The following is an 18,957-nucleotide window of genomic DNA, read 5'->3' as shown; positions in this document are numbered from 1 at the left end:
TATGAACGAAGGAGTTCAGCATGGCTGCTGAAGACATCAAAAAAGGCCTTGCCGGCGTCGTGGTGGACTACACCGCCGTCTCGAAGGTCAATCCGGACACCAACTCGCTGCTATACCGCGGATACCCGGTCCAGGAACTGGCCGCGAAGTGCAGCTTTGAAGAGGTTGCCTACCTGCTATGGAACGGCGAACTGCCCGACGATGCCCAACTGGCTGAATTTGTTGCCCGCGAACGCGCCGGGCGTGCCCTGGACCCGGTGGTCAAGTCAGTTATTGACACGCTGCCCACCACCTCGCACCCCATGGACGTGTGCCGAACGGCTGCTTCCGTGCTGGGAGCCCGGCACGAGCTGGCCGAAGATTCATCCCCCGATGCCAACATGAAGAAGGCTATCGATCTCTGGGCTGCGATGCCTGCCGTGGTCGCCTACGACCAGCGCCGCCGTCGCGGCCAGGACGTTGTTGAGCCCCGGGAGGACCTGGACTACTCGGCCAACTTCCTGTGGATGACGTTCGGCGAGGAAGCAGTAACCGAGGTTGTGGAGGCATTCAACGTCTCGATGATCCTCTACGCGGAGCACTCCTTCAACGCCTCCACCTTCACAGCCCGCGTGGTCACCTCCACACTCTCGGACCTGCACTCGGCCGTGACCGCAGCTATTGGCGCCCTCAAAGGCCCGTTGCATGGCGGGGCCAACGAAGCCGTCATGCACACCTTCGACGAGATCGGCATCCGCAGCGAAGAATCCATGGAAGAAGCCGCCGTACGGGCCCGGGCATGGATGGAAGACGCCCTGGCACAGAAGAAGAAAGTCATGGGCTTCGGGCACCGCGTCTACAAGCACGGCGACTCCCGCGTGCCCACCATGAAAGCGGCGTTGGACAAGATGATCGCCCACTACGGACGGCCCGAACTCCTGGGACTCTACAACGGACTCGAACAAGCCATGGACGAAGCCAAGGCCATCAAACCCAACCTTGACTACCCCGCCGGACCCACGTACCACCTCATGGGATTCGACACCCAAACGTTCACCCCGTTGTTCGTTGCCAGCCGGATCACCGGCTGGACCGCCCACATCATGGAACAGTTCGCCTCGAACTCCCTCATCCGACCGCTCAGCGAATACAACGGACCGGAAGAGCGGCACGTGCCGTAGCTTCCTGGCACTTGGTAGCGGTGGAAGCATACGACGGCGGGCCGGTCACCGAAAGGCGACCGGCCCGCCGTCGTATGCTTGAAAGCCTGTTTTCTAGTCGGTTCCGACCCAATCAATGGTGTGAACTTCGGCAACGCTCTCGTTATCGGCAGCCAAGTCCACTCGAACTGCGATCCGCTGCCCCGAAATCATGGCGGGCAGCCAATGCTCGGCGTCGGCCCACATGCGTTCCACCGGTAGCTTGGACACCGGGAACCATTCAGGCGCAATCTCGTCGCTCTCGGACGGTTCGCCCACCCAAGCACGCGTCAGGTACACGGTGGTGTACATGTTCCATTCGGGCCTGGCAGGGAACACGAAATCGATGATGCCGGCGGGGATCAGGTCTGCGGCTTCGACCACCACGCTGATTTCCTCCATGACCTCGCGGCACACGGCCTGCAGTGCCGTCTCCCCCGGCTCCACATGCCCACCCACGCCCACCACTTTCCCACGCCCAAAACCGGTCTTCTTGGTACCGAGGAGTACGTGTTCCCCGTCCACGCCGTCACGGAGGAGGAAGCACAGTGTCACATGGGCTGCTGTCATGCTGCCTACCTTAACCCGATCACCTGTACCAGTGGTGCCATTGCCACAGTCCGCCCAATTGCTACAGTGAGCCCATGAACGAAGGTGGGGGCGAAGCGCGTGCCGGGACACAGGCACAAGCACAGGCCGTCAACCATGAGGTGAAGTCCCAGGCCGGCGAAGATGTCGAAACAGCTCCTTTGGCCGAGGCCCCATCACACACCAGGGCCGGGCAGGAGCGCGACGCCTGGCTGCCCCGCTGGGTGGTGGCGCATCCGCTCTACGCCGGCTGGGCCTGGACAGTGGTATGGGCCGGACTCATTGTCCTGGATGAGGTGGTGGATCTGGCTGGATGGACTTGGTATTTGCTGGTCCTGGCAGCTGCCCTGCCAACGCTGCTGTCCACGCTGGCCGTGCTGCACGCCACCCCTCGCAGCCACCTCAAGGCAGTGGACGCCACTGTCCTGGGCCATTTCTTCGTCCGCTTCCACGCCCTGGTGGTCGCCTTCATGGTGTGGGCTGCCTCCGTGGTGATGAGTGCTTCCATCTCGACCACGGTGCAAACCGTCATCGGCGACTCCGAAAAGGAGGTGACCGCACTCGGCTTCAACCTCATGCTGGCCTCGGTCCCCCTGGTGCTCTCTGTCCTGTGGATGGCGTTCATCGTGCGGTGCGCCTGGTTCCTCCGCCGGCTGCGCGGTTGGCGGCAAATACCGTTGAAGACGCGGGTACCCAAAAAGTTCCTTAAGGGACAGCCGCGGTTGAAGCGCGTGGTGGTGGGGCTGGCCCACCCAGGGCTTTTGCTCGTGGCCGGTTTGGGGACGTCACTGCTGGCATTGTTCGTCGATGCCGTGGAGCTGACGTTCAGCGTACTGGAATAGCGGCAACGTCAGCCGAGCGCCCGGGGATGGGCAGCAGCGTAAACTTCCCGCAAGGTATCGGCGGTGACCAAAGTGTAGACCTGGGTGGTGGTAACCGATGCGTGCCCCAACAGCTCCTGGACTACGCGTACGTCCGCCCCGCCTTCCAGAAGATGCGTGGCAAAAGAGTGCCGCAAGGTGTGGGGTGATACATCCTTGGTGATGTTTGCCTTCTCTGCAGCAGCTTTGAGGATTGTCCAGGCACTTTGCCTGCTGATCCTGCCGCCACGGGCGTTCAGGAACAAGGCGGGAGTGCCCTTGCCCTTGGATGCCAGCAGCGGCCTTCCGCGGACCACATAGGCTCCGACGGCGCGTGCACCGTAAGAGCCCAAAGGAACCAACCGCTCCTTGGAACCTTTGCCGAAGAGCCTGACTATTGCAGGTTCGCCGCCGGCGTGCTCCAGGGATACGTCGTCGACGTCCAGCCCTACGGCCTCGCTGATGCGCGCACCGGTGGAGTAGAGAAATTCAAGCAACGCCCGGTCCCTCAGCCCCGTCGCCGAGTCCGAACCCGCAGCTTCTAGGATCCGCGTTACTTCACCAACGCTGATGGCTTTCGGAAGCCGTTTGCCCGGCATCGGCGGGTGGACATCACTGGCGGGATCCGACGTCGTGGTTCCTTCAAGGGCCCAAAACTTATGAAGTCCGCGAACGGCCACAATGGTCCTGGCGGCGGAGCGGACGCCGAGGGCCGCAGCGCCATCGGAACCGTCGGACAAGGCTTGGGCAAAGGCGGTGACATGATGCCGAGTGATGTCTCCGGGCCGTTTCACGCCTTGGCCAGCCAGGAAGTTCGAATAACGGGCAAGGTCACGACGATAGGCAGCCAAGGTGTTGGCGGCCAAGCCGCGTTCCACCCCCACGTGCTGGAGGTAGTCCGTAACTCCGCGATCGATGCGGTTGGCAGTACGGGTTGCGGCCTCGGCCATTCTCAGCGCTGGCTCGGGTGCGCGGGCCACGGCGCGTCGGCGGGCCGCAGGCTGGAAAAGCCATCGGCCTTCGCGGCGGCGGCCGCAAGGATTCCCAGGACCGCGGACGGATTGTGCAGGCGCCCTTCAAGGACGGCTTTCACGGCATCGTCGAGCGGAATCCAGTGGAACTCAATTTCTGACTCTTCGTCCGTGCGGACATGCAGGTCAGCCTCGGGAACAGCGCTCAATCCACGAGCCAGATAAATCCGAACAGCCTCGCTGGAGGATCCCGGAGAGTTGAAGAAGTCCACCAGGACATTCCACGTGGCCGCAACAAGATCAGCTTCCTCGGCGAGCTCCCTGGCGGCGCCGGCCACGAACTCCTCGCCCTGAACGTCCAACAAGCCGGCCGGGATTTCCCAGAGATCCATACCAACGGGGTGCCTGTACTGCTTCAGGAGCAGGATTTCCCCGTCAACGTTCATCGGCAGCACGGCCACCGCCCCCGGGTGGTCGATGTAGTCCCGGACCAGGGTGTCCGTGTCCTCGCTGAGCTGGAAGGCGTCGCTGACCACATCCCAGATACGGCCTTCGTAGACCTTGCTGGTGGACAAAAGACGGCGCGGGCTCGGCATATCCGAAACCTGCCTTGAGGTGCTGGGGGTTTCAGAAATGCCGGGCATCGCGCCGTCCTTCGTTAGTGCTTGCGTTTTACCTGTTACTTGGCAGCTACCGCACGGGCGCCGGTCTTGGTCCCCACGACGCTGCCTTCACGACGCTCCAAAGCTGCCTTCACGAGGCCTGCGAAGAGCGGGTGCGGACGCGTCGGGCGGGAGCTAAGCTCCGGGTGTGCCTGCGTAGCAACGTAGTATGGGTGCACTTCGCGGGGAAGTTCAACGTACTCAACCAGCTTGCCGTCAGGAGAGGTACCCGAGAAGATCAAGCCCTCTGCCGCGATTTGGTCACGGTACTTGTTGTTGACCTCGTAGCGGTGGCGGTGGCGTTCGCTCACTGAAGTGGCACCGTACGTCTCTGCGACAACGGAGCCCTCGTCCAGCTTGGCTTCGTAGAGGCCCAGGCGCATGGTGCCGCCGAGGTCTCCCTTGCCTTCCACAATGTCCAATTGTTCTTCCATGGTGGCGATGACCGGGTACTTGGAGTCCGGCTCAAACTCGCTGGACGAGGCGCCTTCCAAGCCAACCACGTTGCGCGCGTATTCGATCACCATGCACTGCAGGCCCAGGCACAGGCCCAAGACCGGGAGCTTGGATTCGCGGGCGAACTTCAGTGCACCCAGCTTGCCTTCAAGGCCACGGATACCGAAGCCGCCCGGTACGCAAATGGCGTCGACGCCGGCGAGGGACTTGGTGGCGCCAGCGAGGGTTTCGCACTCGTCAGAGGGAACCCAGCGGATCTTGACTTTGGCTTCATTCGCGAATCCACCTGCGCGGAGGGCCTCGGTCACCGAAAGGTAGGCATCCGGAAGATCGATGTACTTGCCAACCAGGGCGACTTCGACCTCATGCTTGGGGTTGTGGACAGCTTCGAGCAGCTTGTCCCACTTGCTCCAGTCAACGTCCTTGAACGGCAGGTCCAGCGCACGGACGATGTAGGAGTCCAGGCCCTGGGAGTGCAGCGTCTTGGGGATGTCGTAGATGCTGGGTGCGTCAGCAGCATTGACCACGGCATCGATATCGACATCGCACATGCGGCCGATTTTCTCGCGCATCGCGTCCGGCACTTCGCGGTCCGAACGGATCACGATGGCTTCGGGCTGGATACCGATGGAACGAAGGGCTGCCACGGAGTGCTGCGTAGGCTTGGTCTTCAGTTCCTGGGAAGGACCGATGTACGGAACCAGGGAAACGTGGAGGAAGAAGACATTGTTCCGGCCGATGTCCTGTCGCACCTGGCGGGCCGACTCAAGGAAGGGCTGCGATTCGATGTCACCAACCGTGCCACCGATTTCGGTGATGATGACATCCGGCGCGTTCTTGCCTTCGGCGGGAAGGCGCATGCGGCGCTTAATTTCATCCGTGATGTGCGGGATGACCTGAACGGTGTCTCCGAGGTACTCACCACGGCGTTCCTTCGCGATGACCGTGGAGTAGATCTGGCCCGTTGTGACGTTGGCCGAACCTTCGAGGTTTTCATCGAGGAAGCGCTCGTAGTGTCCGATGTCGAGGTCGGTTTCGGCGCCATCATCAGTCACGAAAACTTCGCCGTGCTGGAAGGGATTCATCGTGCCCGGATCCACGTTCAAATAGGGATCGAGCTTCTGCATAGTTACAGACAAACCGCGTGCCCGCAGCAGGTGGCCGAGGCTGGAAGCCGTCAGACCCTTACCGAGCGAGGACGCCACACCACCGGTGACGAAGATGTGTTTGGTCGTCTTGGACGAGCCCGGGAACCGGGAATTTACACGGGAATTTGATCGCTGCACCACGGAATTCGAGCTTATCATCAATTACGCCTTCCAAGCGTCCGTCCGGATTCCCCAAATGGTCAATGGTTGCCCAATACCATGCCTGCAATCAAGAGCCGGGCGGGGCCAAGTGCACGGATGTGATAGTGGTCGCAGTCCGGCGCCAGCCGTCTGGCCGGAAATTCCTAGGCCTTCTGGGGAAGCAATTTCGCGTCGTCCAACAATTCCTGCGCGTGCGCCTGGGCAGATTCTGAGTCTTCCTGCCCGGCCAACATACGCGCAAGCTCCTTCACGCGCTCGTCGTCGTCCAGCAGTTGCACATCGCTGGAGGTGAATCCGGTGGACGTTTTTCCGTCGGCGCCCCGAACTGAGGTTTTGGTAACCCGGATGTGCTGGTCAGCGAAGGCGGCAACCTGTGGCAGGTGCGTCACAACGAGGACCTGGACGTGGCGGGCCAACATGGCCAGCCGGCGCCCGATCTCGACGGCAGCCCGTCCGCCGACTCCGGCGTCCACCTCGTCAAAGACGAATGTCGGCACAGGATCCACCGCAGCGAGGACTACCTCGATGGCAAGCATCACCCTTGAGAGTTCACCGCCGGAGGCTCCCTTGCCCAGTGGGCGCGCCGGAGCGCCGGAGTGTGGCTGAAGGAGGAAGGCGATCTCGTCCGTTCCCCAGGGGCCAAGCGATCCGCTGTCCTCGATTTGGATGATCAACGTGGCATCCGCCATGGCCAATGCCTTCAACTCCGCACTCACGCGGGCCGAGAGGTCCTTGGCCGCCTTGAGCCGGGCCTTGCTGATCGCTGCGGCTTGCTTGCGCAGGGTAGCTTCGGCCGAAGCTACCTCGGCATCCAAGGACTCGATGCGGCTTGAATCGTCCTGCAGTTCGTCCAAACGCACACGGGCCGTGGCCGCCCACTCCAGCACTTCATCGATGCTGGGGGCGTACTTGCGGATCAGTTTGGCCAAGGCCGCGCGGCGTGCCTCGATTTCAGAGAGCCGCTCCGGGCCTTCGGTGTCCAATGCGGCTTGGTAGCTGGACAAGTCAGCGGCGATATCGTTCAGCAGGAAGCCAACTTCGGCAAGGCGTGCAGCAGCGGCCCCCAACGCCTCATCATGTTCTGCAACATGCTCCAGCGTCCGCTTGGCGGCATCCACCATCGATGTGGCATCACCGGCATCCCCGAATTCCTCTGCGATGAGCGACTCATGTGCAGCCGCGGCCGCCAGCCGGAGTTCCTCAACATTTGCAAGCTTCACGGCTTCAGCTTTGAGGGTCTCATCCTCACCAGGCTGGGGATCCACGTCATCGATCTCTTTGAGCGCCGCGTCCAGCGACTCCGCCTCACGAAGCCGTTCCCGCGCTTCGCTGCGAAGGGTCTCCAGTTCCGCCTGAATGGACTTCCAGTGGTTGTACAGGCCCTGGTACTCCTCCAGGCCCTTGGCCAGCGGTGCACCAGCGAAGCGATCCAGGGCGTGTCGCTGTGCGGTAGCGCTTTTCAGCCGGATCTGGTCCGACTGGCCATGCACCACTACCAGGCTCTCGCCAAGTTCGGCCAGAACCCCCACCGGTGCCGCCCGTCCCCCAACGTAAGCCCGGCTGCGGCCATCGGCACCAACGGTGCGGGCCAGCAGGAGTTCAGCGACGCCGTCGAACTCCTCCGCCTCACCGCCGGCCTCCTTGGCCCGCTCCACTGCGCTGTGGCCTGGATCGAGCTTCAAGACGGCCTCCGCGGAGGCAGATTTGGCGCCGCTCCGGACGGCACCCGCATCCGAACGGGCACCCAGGAGAAGCCCGACGGCGGTCACCACCATGGTCTTGCCAGCACCGGTTTCACCGGTAACGACGCTGAGGCCGGGACCTAGCGGGAGGGCGGCATCAGTAATGACACCGAGGTCACGGATTCGGAGTTCTTCAAGCATGCTTCACTTCGCATTCGTGGGGTCGGATGGCTCACCGTGCCCCGGGTTCAGGGATGTTTCAGCGTTGCCGGGGCCGCTGGTGTCCGCGGGACCGCCCGCCTCCCGGGGAGTGGGCAAAGGAGCCGGTGAAAGGGTTCGGATCACGGGGATGGGGCCGGTGTGGACTTCCCCTGACCGGGGAGCCGGACCCCGCCAGCCGTGGATGGGGAGCTGGAACTTGCGCACAAGCCGTGCTGAGAAAGGAGTCCTGTGCGTCCGTGCCAGGCGTACAGGCGTGGCTGAGCGGGTCACCTCGACACGTGCTCCCGGAGGCAAGTCGACGGAACGCCTGCCATCACACCAAAGGACTCCTAAGGCATCGGTCCGGTTCATGATTTCCACGGCCAGCTTCGATCGCGGAGACACCACCAAGGGTTTGGCAAAAAGGGCATGGGCGCTGATCGGCACAATGACGAGCGCTTCCACTTCAGGCCACACCACCGGCCCACCAGACGAAAACGCGTACGCAGTTGATCCCGTTGGCGTCGCAAGGACCACGCCATCACAGCCGAACGACGTCAGCGGGCGTTCATCCACCTCGGTAACGACTTCGAGCATCCGTTCCCGGTTGGCTTTCTCGATAGCGGCCTCGTTCAACGCCCAGGTATGCCAGATCTTCTGGCCCTTGATCCACACCTGGACATCGATGGTCATGCGCTCTTCAACGGTGTACTGGCGGCTCGCGATCCACTCGACCGTCTGGGCCAGGTCAGCACGTTCGCTCTCTGCAAGGAAGCCCACGTGGCCCAGGTTGACGCCCAGCAAGGGAACGTCCACCTCCCGGACCAGTTCCGCCGCGCGCAGGATGGTTCCATCGCCACCCAGAACCATCACCAATTCCACGTCTTCCAAACTCACGTCGTCATGGAGGATCTCAATGGGGGTATCAACGGCACCAAAGAAGCGCTCGACATCTGCCAATTCTGACTTCTGGAGGACCGGAACCAGGCCCGACGAGTGCAGCTGCGTACAGGCATCCCACGCCGCCCGGAGCGATTCCTCCCGCCCTGTGTGGGCAAGGACAAGTACATGCCTGCTCATCGGGTTCTGCTTTCTAGTCGTTTGGCCAGAGGTTCTTTATCAATGCAGCAACGTCCTCGTCCCGCTCTTCGATCTTAGGCAACACAGCGGACATCCTGCGCTTCATCCACAGGAAGTACTCAACATTTCCGTCCTGGCCCGGGAGTGGACTTGCCGCCAGGCCAAGAAGTTCCAGCCCGGCATCAACTGCAGCGCGGGCCACTTGGGCCACCGCCCGGCGTCGTTCATTCTCGGAAGATACGACGCCCGTGCGGCTCAACCGCTCTTTGCCGACTTCAAACTGCGGCTTGACCATCAGGACAAGGTCTCCGCCAGGTTCCGTGCAGGCAGCAAGCGGGCCCAGAACCAACGTCAGGGAAATGAAGGACAGATCGGCAACGGTCAGGGCCACGGTGCCGCCGATCTGGTCCGGCGTCATATACCTGACGTTCAATCCCTCATGAACCACCACCCGGGGATCATTGCGAAGGGGCGGCACCAGTTGGCCGTGCCCGACGTCGACCGCCACCACTTGCGAGGCTCCTTGCCGGAGCAGCACATCAGTGAAGCCGCCAGTGGAGGCTCCGGCGTCGAGACACCGGCGGCCGGATACTGTGACCCCCGGAAACGCTGCCAGCGCGCCAGCAAGCTTGTGCCCGGCGCGGCTCACGTAGATGTCCTCAAGGTGGGATTGCACCTCCAAGTCTGTACCGGCGTCCACTTGCTGGGCCGCTTTGGCGAAGACAACCCCGCCTGAACTCACCTTGCCGTCGCTAATGAGCTTGGCAGCATGCGTCCGGGACCTCGCCAGCCCACGCGCGACGAGTTCCTGATCAAGTCTTGCCATTCGCTAATTTTCGCCTTCCGGGCGGGTGGCAGTGGTATCCCGGTTGGCAGCGGTCGGCAGGCCAGGCTCGGCATCCAGAGCCTCCATGAGGGAATCGTGAATTGCTGCGTACAACCCGGCATGATCGGCCACCGGAGCGCCATGAACGGCCTCCAGCAAGCTGAGGGCACGGTCCACCGGGGCATCGCCGGTGGAATCCAGAGCCTCCGGCCAGTGCGCAGCGGTCCGTTCAGCCTCAGCTTCCGTCACATTGTTGGGCTCAGTCATCGCACCAGTCTAATGAGTTCGCCATTCCAGCTCCGGCGCTTGGGGCACAGCGGTGTCCGGAACCGCAGCCCACCAAGCGGCGCACGCCGCCCGCCACGAGTCGAGGTCATCCTTGTGCCCCGTGAGCGTGACCTTGCCGTCCTCAGCAATTGCTGATGCTGCACCGCAACGGTAGGTGCCGGCGTCGCTGACGATTTCCGGGTAAGGATTGTAAAGATCACCCAGATCGGCCAACAGGTAATCGGGACGCTCTTCCGTCCGTGCTGCCAGAATCGTTAGCGCGGTATCGACGCCGGTGAGTACCGCCGCCGTCGCAAAACCCGCCCGATTGCCGCCCAGGATGTCCGTGTCCAAACGGTCCCCCACCACCAAAGGGCGAGCGGAGTTCAGCCGCTTGGCAGCAGCGTGGAACAACGGTGCTTCGGGTTTCCCGGCCACCAACGGCGTCTTGCCCGTTGCGGCCGCAACTGCGGCGACGAGAGTACCGTTGCCAGGAGCCATACCGCGTGCCTGCGGGATGGACATATCCGTGTTGGTCGCGAACCATTGGGCGCCACCGGCAACAACATAGGAGGCCTCAGCGAGGTCCTTCCAGCCGATCTCCGGGTTGAAGCCCTGCACAACAGCCACCGGCGACTCCGCTGCACTGTGCACGGGCTTGAGGCCCACGAGTTCGATCTCGTGGGCCAACGCCGCACTGCCAGTGATAAGCACGGGAGCCCCCGCAGGCAGCATGGAAGCAAGCAACTCCCCCGCAGCCTGCGACGAGCTGACCACCTGGTGATCCTCCGCGGGCGCACCAAGTTCCCGCAAATGTGCGGCAACCTGGGCGGGAGTACGCGAGGCATTGTTCGTCACGTAACCCAACCCGACGCCTACTGTCTCCAGTCGCTGCAGCGACTCCACAGCCCCGGGAATGGCATGGGGACCTGCATAAACCACACCATCAAGATCGGAAAGTACAGCGTCAAAGGAGGAAATGAGTGAATCAGCCATGCTGGGAGTCAGTGCCCTGTTCCTCGGCGGGTTCCGCGTGGGAAACGGATTCGTCCGGCTCTTCCTCTGTTTCTTCTGCTTCGGCTTCGTCAGCCTCTTCTGCTGAATCGATGTCCGATTCGGCGTCGTCAGACTCGAAGTAATCCGACTCGACATCATCAATGTCAACGTCGTGTTCGGCATCTGCGGCAGCAGCCTCAGCGATCACCGATTCGCTTTCGGACCTAACGACGTCGGAATCCTCGCCGCGCTTCTCGAAACGCGGCTTGCGCGCAGCTGCTGCTTCTTCCTGCTCGTCCCAGCCGAGGTCAAGAATTTCCGGCTCGGCGAAGTCGCCAACACCCAAGGCATTCTCGGCAACCACTGCCTGACGAGCCCACTTTTCGGCTTCCTCAGTGCGACCCACAGCCGTCAATGCTTCCGCATACGCACGGAACAGGCGGGGGCTGTAGGAGAACGCACGGTTAATGTCCAGCTGCGGGATCTCAAGTTCGGCAACGGCAGCATCAAGCTGGTTGAGGTCCGCACGGGCGCCCGAAGCCACAATCGCCAGTTCTACCTTGCCCGGAGCATCCAGGTCCTGCGCTTCGGGAGAGCGGACCATGTCCAGTGCACGGTCCGGGCGGCCAAGGCCACGCTCGCAGTCCGCCATCACGGGCAGGTGAACGTTGGACCCGCTGATGCGGCGGTACGTACGGAATTCGCGGAGCGCTTCGCCATAGTGACCGGCAGCGTACGCCGTCAAGCCAACAGCTTCCCGGACAGCCGAGAGCCGGCCACCCCTGCGGCTGGCAGCCAAAGCGTGCTGGAAGGCCAACTCCGGCTCGATGTCGATCAGACGACCGGCCATGACCAGGTGCTTGGCAACCCAGCCTGCGCTCTGCTCTTCGAGGGTCTTGATCTGATGCCCGGTGGCGCGGTCAAGTTCCTTACCCGTGACATCCTCATCGATCTCGGGAGAACGCTCGCGGTCAGGACGGTTGGCGCTGCGAATGTCCTTCGCGTTGGGAACCCGGGCCGGACGCTCTTCCCAGGAGCTCGCGCGGTCACTGTTGAAGGGACGACGCCCGCCCCCACGCTCGGGACGGTCACCGAACGGCTTACGCTCGCCACGGTCACTGTTGTAGGGACGACGCTCATCACCATCACGACGCGGGCCATCAAAGTTCCGGGGGCCACGCTCAGGGCGGCTACCGAAGGGCTTACGGTCACGATCGCCACCGAAGGAACGACGCTCGCCTCCACGCTCGGGACGGTCACCGAACGGCTTACGCTCACCACGGTCATTGTTGAAGGGACGACGCTCACCATCACGGGCCGGACGGTCACCGAACGGCTTACGCTCACCACGGTCATTGTTGAACGGACGACGCTCACCATCACGGGCCGGACGGTCACCACGGTCACCAAAGGGCTTACGATCGCCACCGAAGGGACGACGCTCACCATCGCGGGCCGGACGATCACCGAAGGGCTTACGATCACGATCGCCACCGAAGGGACGACGCTCACCATCACGGGCCGGACGATCACCACGGTCACCAAACGGCTTACGATCACGATCGCCGCTGAAGGAACGACGCTCGCCATCGCGGGGCGGGCGGTCGCCGAACGGCTTACGCTCGCCACGGTCATTGTTGAACGGACGACGCTCACCATCACGGGCCGGACGGTCACCACGATCACCAAAGGGCTTACGGTCACGATCGCCACCGAAGGAACGACCCTGCTCGTTGCCGTCGCGATTCCCCCTGGAACGGAATCCGCGGGGATCTCCACCGGAGTTGTTGTTGGGGCGGAAAGAACCGCGGTCACCGCGATTCCCGCCAAAGTTTCCGCGGTTGCCGTCGCGATTGCCGCCGTTGTGCTCAGCCATGGTGGATTCCTCCTGTTGCGAGCCGACCACTGGCGCGTGCGTAGTCGCTCATAACCCTTATTTCGTTGTCACGCCGTCTGCAGCACGGGGCTGCCGACTCGTATGTCTTATGCAATTCTAGGCGACAGCGCCTCAGGCGCCGAACGTCAGGGCAGCTCCACGGGCGTCCCGTGGCCAGTCTCACAGCGCTGTTGGCGATGCAACTTCTGGTGGTTAAAGTGGGGAAGCCCCGACCGTGGTGGTCGGGGCTTCCCGTTAATTGTTGTCCGGCGGTGTCCTACTCTCCCACACCCTCCCGGGTGCAGTACCATCGGCGCTGTGGGTCTTAGCTTCCGGGTTCGGAATGGGACCGGGCGTTTCCCCCACGCTATGACCGCCGTAACCTTGTTACCCGACCCCGCTCGTGCCGGTTTGTGGTTCCGGTTGGGGGTGGGAAGACTGTGTGTGGTTACAACTTTGTGGTGTTGTTATTCAGTTGTGGTTTGGTTCCTGGAACGGTTGTTGTTCGGGAACCACATAGTGGACGCGTGCAGTGTTGTGTGTGGTGTAAGTTGTTGGCCTATTAGTACCGGTCAGCTTCACGAGTCTTTGGTCCTCGCTTCCACATCCGGCCTATCAACCCAGTGGTCTGGCTGGGGGCCTCTCACACAAATTGTGTATGGAAATCTCATCTTGAAGCGAGCTTCCCGCTTAGATGCTTTCAGCGGTTATCCCATCCGAACGTAGCTAATCAGCGGTGCACTTGGCAGTACAACTGACACACCAGAGGTTCGTCCGTCCCGGTCCTCTCGTACTAAGGACAGCCCTTCTCAAATTTCCTGCGCGCGCAGCGGATAGGGACCGAACTGTCTCACGACGTTCTAAACCCAGCTCGCGTACCGCTTTAATGGGCGAACAGCCCAACCCTTGGGACCTACTCCAGCCCCAGGATGCGACGAGCCGACATCGAGGTGCCAAACCATGCCGTCGATATGGACTCTTGGGCAAGATCAGCCTGTTATCCCCGAGGTACCTTTTATCCGTTGAGCGACGGCCATTCCACAATGTACCGCCGGATCACTAGTCCCGACTTTCGTCCCTGCTTGAGATGTCTCTCTCACAGTCAAGCTCCCTTGTGCACTTACACTCGACACCTGATTGCCAACCAGGCTGAGGGAACCTTTGGGCGCCTCCGTTACTTTTTAGGAGGCAACCGCCCCAGTTAAACTACCCATCAGGCACTGTCCCTGACCCGGATCACGGGCCGAAGTTAGATGTCCAAAGTGACCAGAGTGGTATTTCAACGATGACTCCACCCGAACTGGCGTCCGGGTTTCAACGTCTCCCACCTATCCTACACAAGCCACTCCGAACACCAATACCAAACTATAGTAAAGGTCTCGGGGTCTTTCCGTCCTGCTGCGCGTAACGAGCATCTTTACTCGTACTGCAATTTCGCCGAGTTTATGGTTGAGACAGCGGGGAAGTCGTTACTCCATTCGTGCAGGTCGGAACTTACCCGACAAGGAATTTCGCTACCTTAGGATGGTTATAGTTACCACCGCCGTTTACTGGGGCTTAAATTCTCAGCTTCGCCCGCAAAGGGGCTAACCGGTCCTCTTAACCTTCCAGCACCGGGCAGGAGTCAGTCCGTATACATCGTCTTGCGACTTCGCACGGACCTGTGTTTTTAGTAAACAGTCGCTTCCCCCTGGTCTCTGCGGCCCACACCCGCTCACGGAGAGCACGTCTCCATCACGGGGCAGGCCCCCCTTCTCCCGAAGTTACGGGGGCATTTTGCCGAGTTCCTTAACCATAATTCTCTCGATCGCCTTGGTATTCTCTACCTGATCACCTGTGTCGGTTTGGGGTACGGGCGGCTAAAACCTCGCGTCGATGCTTTTCTTGGCAGCATAGGATCACCGGATCCCCCCAAACGGGAGTCCCATCAGATCTCAGGATCGTGCTCGAAGCACACAGGAACGGATTTGCCTATCCCTGACCCTACATCCTTGGACCGGGGCAACCATCGCCCGGCCCGGCTACCTTCCTGCGTCACACCTGTTAATACGCTTACCTCCCGGGATCAGGTCCCGCGCTCGGCCAAAACCCACACACCACAAGGGTGGGCGGGCAGGCTCCGGGCGGTTAGTATCCCCCGCTTGGCATGGGCGGTTTTTCGCCGGTACGGGAATATCAACCCGTTGTCCATCGACTACGCCTGTCGGCCTCGCCTTAGGTCCCGACTTACCCAGGGCAGATTAGCTTGACCCTGGAACCCTTGATCATTCGGCGGACGGGTTTCTCACCCGTCTTTCGCTACTCATGCCTGCATTCTCACTCGTGTAGGCTCCACCGCTGGTTTCCACCGCGACTTCACTGCCCACACGACGCTCCCCTACCACTCCACACCCCTGAACCACGAAGGCTAGGGTACCGTGTGAAATCCACAACTTCGGCGGTGTACTTGAGCCCCGCTACATTGTCGGCGCGGAATCACTTGACCAGTGAGCTATTACGCACTCTTTCAAGGATGGCTGCTTCTAAGCCAACCTCCTGGTTGTCTTCGCAACTCCACATCCTTTCCCACTTAGCACACGCTTAGGGGCCTTAGTTGGTGGTCTGGGCTGTTTCCCTCTCGACTATGAAGCTTATCCCCCACAGTCTCACTGCTGCGCTCTCACTTACCGGCATTCGGAGTTTGGCTGACGTCAGTAACCTTGTAGGGCCCATCGGCCATCCAGTAGCTCTACCTCCGGCAAGAAACACGCAACGCTGCACCTAAATGCATTTCGGGGAGAACCAGCTATCACGGAGTTTGATTGGCCTTTCACCCCTACCCACAGCTCATCCCCTCCATTTTCAACTGAAGTGGGTTCGGTCCTCCACGACGTCTTACCGTCGCTTCAACCTGGCCATGGGTAGATCACTCCGCTTCGGGTCTAGATCACGCCACTACACTCGCCCTGTTCAGACTCGCTTTCGCTACGGCTACCCCACACGGGTTAACCTCGCGACGTAACACTAACTCGCAGGCTCATTCTTCAAAAGGCACGCCGTCACCAGAATCAGACTGGCTCCGACGGATTGTAAGCACACGGTTTCAGGTACTGTTTCACTCCCCTCCCGGGGTACTTTTCACCTTTCCCTCACGGTACTGGTCCGCTATCGGTCATTAGGAAGTATTTAGGCTTATCAGGTGGTCCTGACAGATTCGCACGGGATTTCTCGGGCCCCGTGCTACTTGGGATCCTCTCCAGGCGGCACACAACATTACGGTTACGGGGCTCACACCCTCTCTGGCCGGCCTTTCAAGACCGTTCACCTATGCCTGCACTACACACCCCACCGGTCCGGCAGAACCAGTACGGAAAGTCCCACAACCCCGCCCATGCAACGCCCGCCGGCTATCACACATGAAACGGTTTAGCCTGATCCGCGTTCGCTCGCCACTACTAACGGAATCACTCTTGTTTTCTCTTCCTGCGGGTACTGAGATGTTTCACTTCCCCGCGTTCCCCCCACGCACCCTATGTGTTCAGATGCGGGTCACACAATCACCCTGCGGCGTTGTGCGGGGTTTCCCCATTCGGACATCCTGGGATCAACGCTCGGTTATCAACTCCCCCAGGCTTATCGCAGATTCCTACGTCCTTCTTCGGCTCCTAATGCCAAGGCATCCACCGTGTGCCCTTAAAAACTTGACCACACACAAACCAAACATACGTTCAGTCATGCATCATCTATTCGAGAGAACCACGACCACAAGGGCCAGGTTCATTCATAAGAAATTGCTGTAAGAACACACACACAAATGCGTGTGTGTCCTAGATGCTCGCGTCCACTATGTAGTTCTCAAACAACAACCCCGTCAACCACCCCCACCACCACAACCCACACCCAAAGGCGGGGCCGACCACGGCAGTGAAAGGACAGAAGCAGGAACAAAAGAAACACCAGAAGTGCCCCCCTGCATTGCTGCAAAAAGGTCCTGTTGCCTCAGGACCCAACAGTGCGCCAAACACAACCCCCTACAACCACGCCCCGGCACGTTCCCAGCACCACCACACCCCCACAGGGGAAGCAGCAGCACCGTACTAACACCAGGACACAACCAGCAAGGCCATGCCAAAAAAACTTTGATTTGTTGATATTCCACCCATGAGCACCCACCGCAGAACAAACGCCTGCGCAATGGGCAACACTGACAACCACCACCACCCCATGCAGGGCAACAGCAAGTTGTTAGCAGCTCCTTAGAAAGGAGGTGATCCAGCCGCACCTTCCGGTACGGCTACCTTGTTACGACTTAGTCCCAATCGCCGGTCCCACCTTCGACGGCTCCCCCCACAAGGGTTAGGCCACCGGCTTCGGGTGTTACCAACTTTCGTGACTTGACGGGCGGTGTGTACAAGGCCCGGGAACGTATTCACCGCAGCGTTGCTGATCTGCGATTACTAGCGACTCCGACTTCATGGGGTCGAGTTGCAGACCCCAATCCGAACTGAGACCGGCTTTTTGGGATTAGCTCCACCTCACAGTATCGCAACCCTTTGTACCGGCCATTGTAGCATGCGTGAAGCCCAAGACATAAGGGGCATGATGATTTGACGTCGTCCCCACCTTCCTCCGAGTTGACCCCGGCAGTCTCCTATGAGTCCCCGGCCGAACCGCTGGCAACATAGAACGAGGGTTGCGCTCGTTGCGGGACTTAACCCAACATCTCACGACACGAGCTGACGACAACCATGCACCACCTGTAAACCGACCGCAAGCGGGGCACCTGTTTCCAGGTCTTTCCGGTTCATGTCAAGCCTTGGTAAGGTTCTTCGCGTTGCATCGAATTAATCCGCATGCTCCGCCGCTTGTGCGGGCCCCCGTCAATTCCTTTGAGTTTTAGCCTTGCGGCCGTACTCCCCAGGCGGGGCACTTAATGCGTTAGCTACGGCGCGGAAAACGTGGAATGTCCCCCACACCTAGTGCCCAACGTTTACGGCATGGACTACCAGGGTATCTAATCCTGTTCGCTCCCCATGCTTTCGCTCCTCAGCGTCAGTTACAGCCCAGAGACCTGCCTTCGCCATCGGTGTTCCTCCTGATATCTGCGCATTTCACCGCTACACCAGGAATTCCAGTCTCCCCTACTGCACTCTAGTCTGCCCGTACCCACTGCAGAACCGGAGTTGAGCCCCGGTCTTTCACAGCAGACGCGACAAACCGCCTACGAGCTCTTTACGCCCAATAATTCCGGATAACGCTTGCGCCCTACGTATTACCGCGGCTGCTGGCACGTAGTTAGCCGGCGCTTCTTCTGCAGGTACCGTCACTTTCGCTTCTTCCCTACTGAAAGAGGTTTACAACCCGAAGGCCGTCATCCCTCACGCGGCGTCGCTGCATCAGGCTTTCGCCCATTGTGCAATATTCCCCACTGCTGCCTCCCGTAGGAGTCTGGGCCGTGTCTCAGTCCCAGTGTGGCCGGTCACCCTCTCAGGCCGGCTACCCGTCGTCGCCTTGGTAGGCCATTACCCCACCAACAAGCTGATAGGCCGCGAGTCCATCCAAAACCACAAAAGCTTTCCACCACCATGACATGCGCCAGATGGTCATATCCGGTATTAGACCCAGTTTCCCAGGCTTATCCCAGAGTCAAGGGCAGGTTACTCACGTGTTACTCACCCGTTCGCCACTAATCCCCCCAGCAAGCTAGGGATCATCGTTCGACTTGCATGTGTTAAGCACGCCGCCAGCGTTCATCCTGAGCCAGGATCAAACTCTCCGTTGAAAACAAAAAATCAAACAGACACAACCACACCCACCGGAAATAACGGCAAGAACGCGGCTGCACAAAATTCGAAACCAGCTGAAAACCAGACCACCACACACGGGGGTGCGCAACGGCCCGGCCATAATTTCAACCAATCAAAAAACAATCGGCATCAACAAACTTGGCACACTATTGAGTTCTCAAACAACAGGTCACTATTCCAGAGCAGTACCAACCAAAACCCAAAGGGCCTCAGAATCG

General features: G+C 60.6%; 13 protein-coding genes and 3 rRNA genes. 3 read left to right on the top strand and 13 right to left on the bottom strand.

Annotated features, from left to right (window positions below; all coding sequences use genetic code 11):
* The first annotated feature begins 20 nt into the window (after positions 1-20).
* Positions 21-1,160 carry a bifunctional 2-methylcitrate synthase/citrate synthase gene (locus tag LDN90_RS07950; RefSeq protein ID WP_223948599.1) on the top strand — a complete coding sequence of 380 codons (1,140 nt, stop codon included), beginning with the start codon at positions 21-23 and terminating at the stop codon, positions 1,158-1,160.
* Positions 1,161-1,253: 93 nt separating this feature from the next.
* Here the strand turns inward: LDN90_RS07950 and LDN90_RS07945 are convergent, their stop codons facing one another.
* A complete protein-coding gene (locus tag LDN90_RS07945; protein WP_216922881.1) occupies positions 1,254-1,748 on the bottom strand; it encodes an NUDIX domain-containing protein in 495 nt (164 codons plus the stop codon).
* A 74-nt stretch (positions 1,749-1,822) separates the two neighbouring features.
* Between LDN90_RS07945 and LDN90_RS07940 the strand changes: the two genes are divergently transcribed.
* Positions 1,823-2,608 carry a hypothetical protein gene (locus LDN90_RS07940; RefSeq protein WP_223948598.1) on the top strand — a complete coding sequence of 262 codons (786 nt, stop codon included), beginning with the start codon at positions 1,823-1,825 and terminating at the stop codon, positions 2,606-2,608.
* 8 nt (positions 2,609-2,616) lie between these two features.
* Here LDN90_RS07940 and xerD read toward each other — a convergent pair whose 3' ends face one another.
* From xerD to LDN90_RS07895, 9 genes are all read right to left on the bottom strand, one after another.
* A complete protein-coding gene (xerD, locus tag LDN90_RS07935; protein WP_223948597.1) occupies positions 2,617-3,576 on the bottom strand; it encodes a site-specific tyrosine recombinase XerD in 960 nt (319 codons plus the stop codon).
* A 2-nt stretch (positions 3,577-3,578) separates the two neighbouring features.
* A complete protein-coding gene (locus LDN90_RS07930; RefSeq protein ID WP_223948596.1) occupies positions 3,579-4,241 on the bottom strand; it encodes an NUDIX hydrolase in 663 nt (220 codons plus the stop codon).
* A gap of 35 nt (positions 4,242-4,276) precedes the next feature.
* On the bottom strand, positions 4,277-6,022 hold the full coding sequence (locus LDN90_RS07925; RefSeq protein WP_223948595.1) for a CTP synthase: 1,746 nt from the start codon (positions 6,020-6,022) through the stop codon (positions 4,277-4,279).
* A gap of 146 nt (positions 6,023-6,168) precedes the next feature.
* Entirely contained in the window at positions 6,169-7,908 is a 1,740-nt protein-coding gene (recN, locus tag LDN90_RS07920; RefSeq protein WP_223948594.1) for a DNA repair protein RecN, read from the bottom strand.
* A gap of 3 nt (positions 7,909-7,911) precedes the next feature.
* Complete coding sequence (locus LDN90_RS07915; protein ID WP_216922873.1) at positions 7,912-8,988, bottom strand: NAD kinase; 1,077 nt, start codon at positions 8,986-8,988, stop codon at positions 7,912-7,914.
* A gap of 13 nt (positions 8,989-9,001) precedes the next feature.
* Positions 9,002-9,814, bottom strand: a complete 813-nt coding sequence (locus tag LDN90_RS07910; RefSeq protein ID WP_223948593.1) for a TlyA family RNA methyltransferase — start codon at positions 9,812-9,814, stop codon at positions 9,002-9,004.
* A gap of 3 nt (positions 9,815-9,817) precedes the next feature.
* Positions 9,818-10,081 carry a hypothetical protein gene (locus LDN90_RS07905; RefSeq protein ID WP_223948592.1) on the bottom strand — a complete coding sequence of 88 codons (264 nt, stop codon included), beginning with the start codon at positions 10,079-10,081 and terminating at the stop codon, positions 9,818-9,820.
* 9 nt (positions 10,082-10,090) lie between these two features.
* Positions 10,091-11,077 (bottom strand): HAD-IIA family hydrolase, encoded by a 987-nt coding sequence (locus tag LDN90_RS07900; RefSeq protein ID WP_223948591.1) that lies wholly within the window; start codon positions 11,075-11,077, stop codon positions 10,091-10,093.
* Positions 11,070-11,927 carry a hypothetical protein gene (locus LDN90_RS07895; RefSeq protein WP_223948590.1) on the bottom strand — a complete coding sequence of 286 codons (858 nt, stop codon included), beginning with the start codon at positions 11,925-11,927 and terminating at the stop codon, positions 11,070-11,072. Before LDN90_RS07895 ends, LDN90_RS07900 begins: the two co-directional genes overlap by 8 nt.
* Positions 11,928-11,933: 6 nt before the next feature.
* Here LDN90_RS07895 and LDN90_RS07890 point away from each other — a divergent pair, with 6 nt between their 5' ends.
* Entirely contained in the window at positions 11,934-13,007 is a 1,074-nt protein-coding gene (locus LDN90_RS07890) for a hypothetical protein (RefSeq protein ID WP_223948589.1), read from the top strand.
* 210 nt (positions 13,008-13,217) lie between these two features.
* Here the strand turns inward: LDN90_RS07890 and rrf are convergent.
* The 3 genes from rrf to LDN90_RS07875 form a co-directional block, all read right to left on the bottom strand.
* Positions 13,218-13,334 (bottom strand): 5S ribosomal RNA (gene rrf, locus LDN90_RS07885).
* A gap of 160 nt (positions 13,335-13,494) precedes the next feature.
* Positions 13,495-16,639 (bottom strand): 23S ribosomal RNA (locus LDN90_RS07880).
* Between the two features lie 553 nt (positions 16,640-17,192).
* A 16S ribosomal RNA gene (locus LDN90_RS07875) occupies positions 17,193-18,714 on the bottom strand.
* The 16S, 23S and 5S rRNA genes sit together here, the layout of an rRNA operon.
* Positions 18,715-18,957: the final 243 nt, after the last annotated feature.

The sequence above is a fragment of the Arthrobacter sp. NtRootA1 genome (genome assembly GCF_019976975.1).
GTDB lineage: Bacteria > Actinomycetota > Actinomycetes > Actinomycetales > Micrococcaceae > Arthrobacter > Arthrobacter aromaticivorans.
Note: the sequence above shows the minus strand (reverse complement) of the source record. Positions and strands in the feature narration are given on the sequence as shown.

Excerpts from the sequence above, each read along its gene's own strand:
- LDN90_RS07950 (WP_223948599.1), top strand. The coding sequence starts at position 21 with ATGGCTGCTGAAGACATCAAAAAAGGCCTTGCCGGCGTCGTGGTGGAC.
- LDN90_RS07945 (WP_216922881.1), bottom strand. The coding sequence starts at position 1,748 with ATGACAGCAGCCCATGTGACACTGTGCTTCCTCCTCCGTGACGGCGTG.
- LDN90_RS07940 (WP_223948598.1), top strand. The coding sequence starts at position 1,823 with ATGAACGAAGGTGGGGGCGAAGCGCGTGCCGGGACACAGGCACAAGCA.
- xerD (WP_223948597.1), bottom strand. The coding sequence starts at position 3,576 with ATGGCCGAGGCCGCAACCCGTACTGCCAACCGCATCGATCGCGGAGTT.
- LDN90_RS07930 (WP_223948596.1), bottom strand. The coding sequence starts at position 4,241 with ATGCCCGGCATTTCTGAAACCCCCAGCACCTCAAGGCAGGTTTCGGAT.
- LDN90_RS07925 (WP_223948595.1), bottom strand. The coding sequence starts at position 6,022 with ATGATAAGCTCGAATTCCGTGGTGCAGCGATCAAATTCCCGTGTAAAT.
- recN (WP_223948594.1), bottom strand. The coding sequence starts at position 7,908 with ATGCTTGAAGAACTCCGAATCCGTGACCTCGGTGTCATTACTGATGCC.
- LDN90_RS07915 (WP_216922873.1), bottom strand. The coding sequence starts at position 8,988 with ATGAGCAGGCATGTACTTGTCCTTGCCCACACAGGGCGGGAGGAATCG.
- LDN90_RS07910 (WP_223948593.1), bottom strand. The coding sequence starts at position 9,814 with ATGGCAAGACTTGATCAGGAACTCGTCGCGCGTGGGCTGGCGAGGTCC.
- LDN90_RS07905 (WP_223948592.1), bottom strand. The coding sequence starts at position 10,081 with ATGACTGAGCCCAACAATGTGACGGAAGCTGAGGCTGAACGGACCGCT.
- LDN90_RS07900 (WP_223948591.1), bottom strand. The coding sequence starts at position 11,077 with ATGGCTGATTCACTCATTTCCTCCTTTGACGCTGTACTTTCCGATCTT.
- LDN90_RS07895 (WP_223948590.1), bottom strand. The coding sequence starts at position 11,927 with ATGGCCGGTCGTCTGATCGACATCGAGCCGGAGTTGGCCTTCCAGCAC.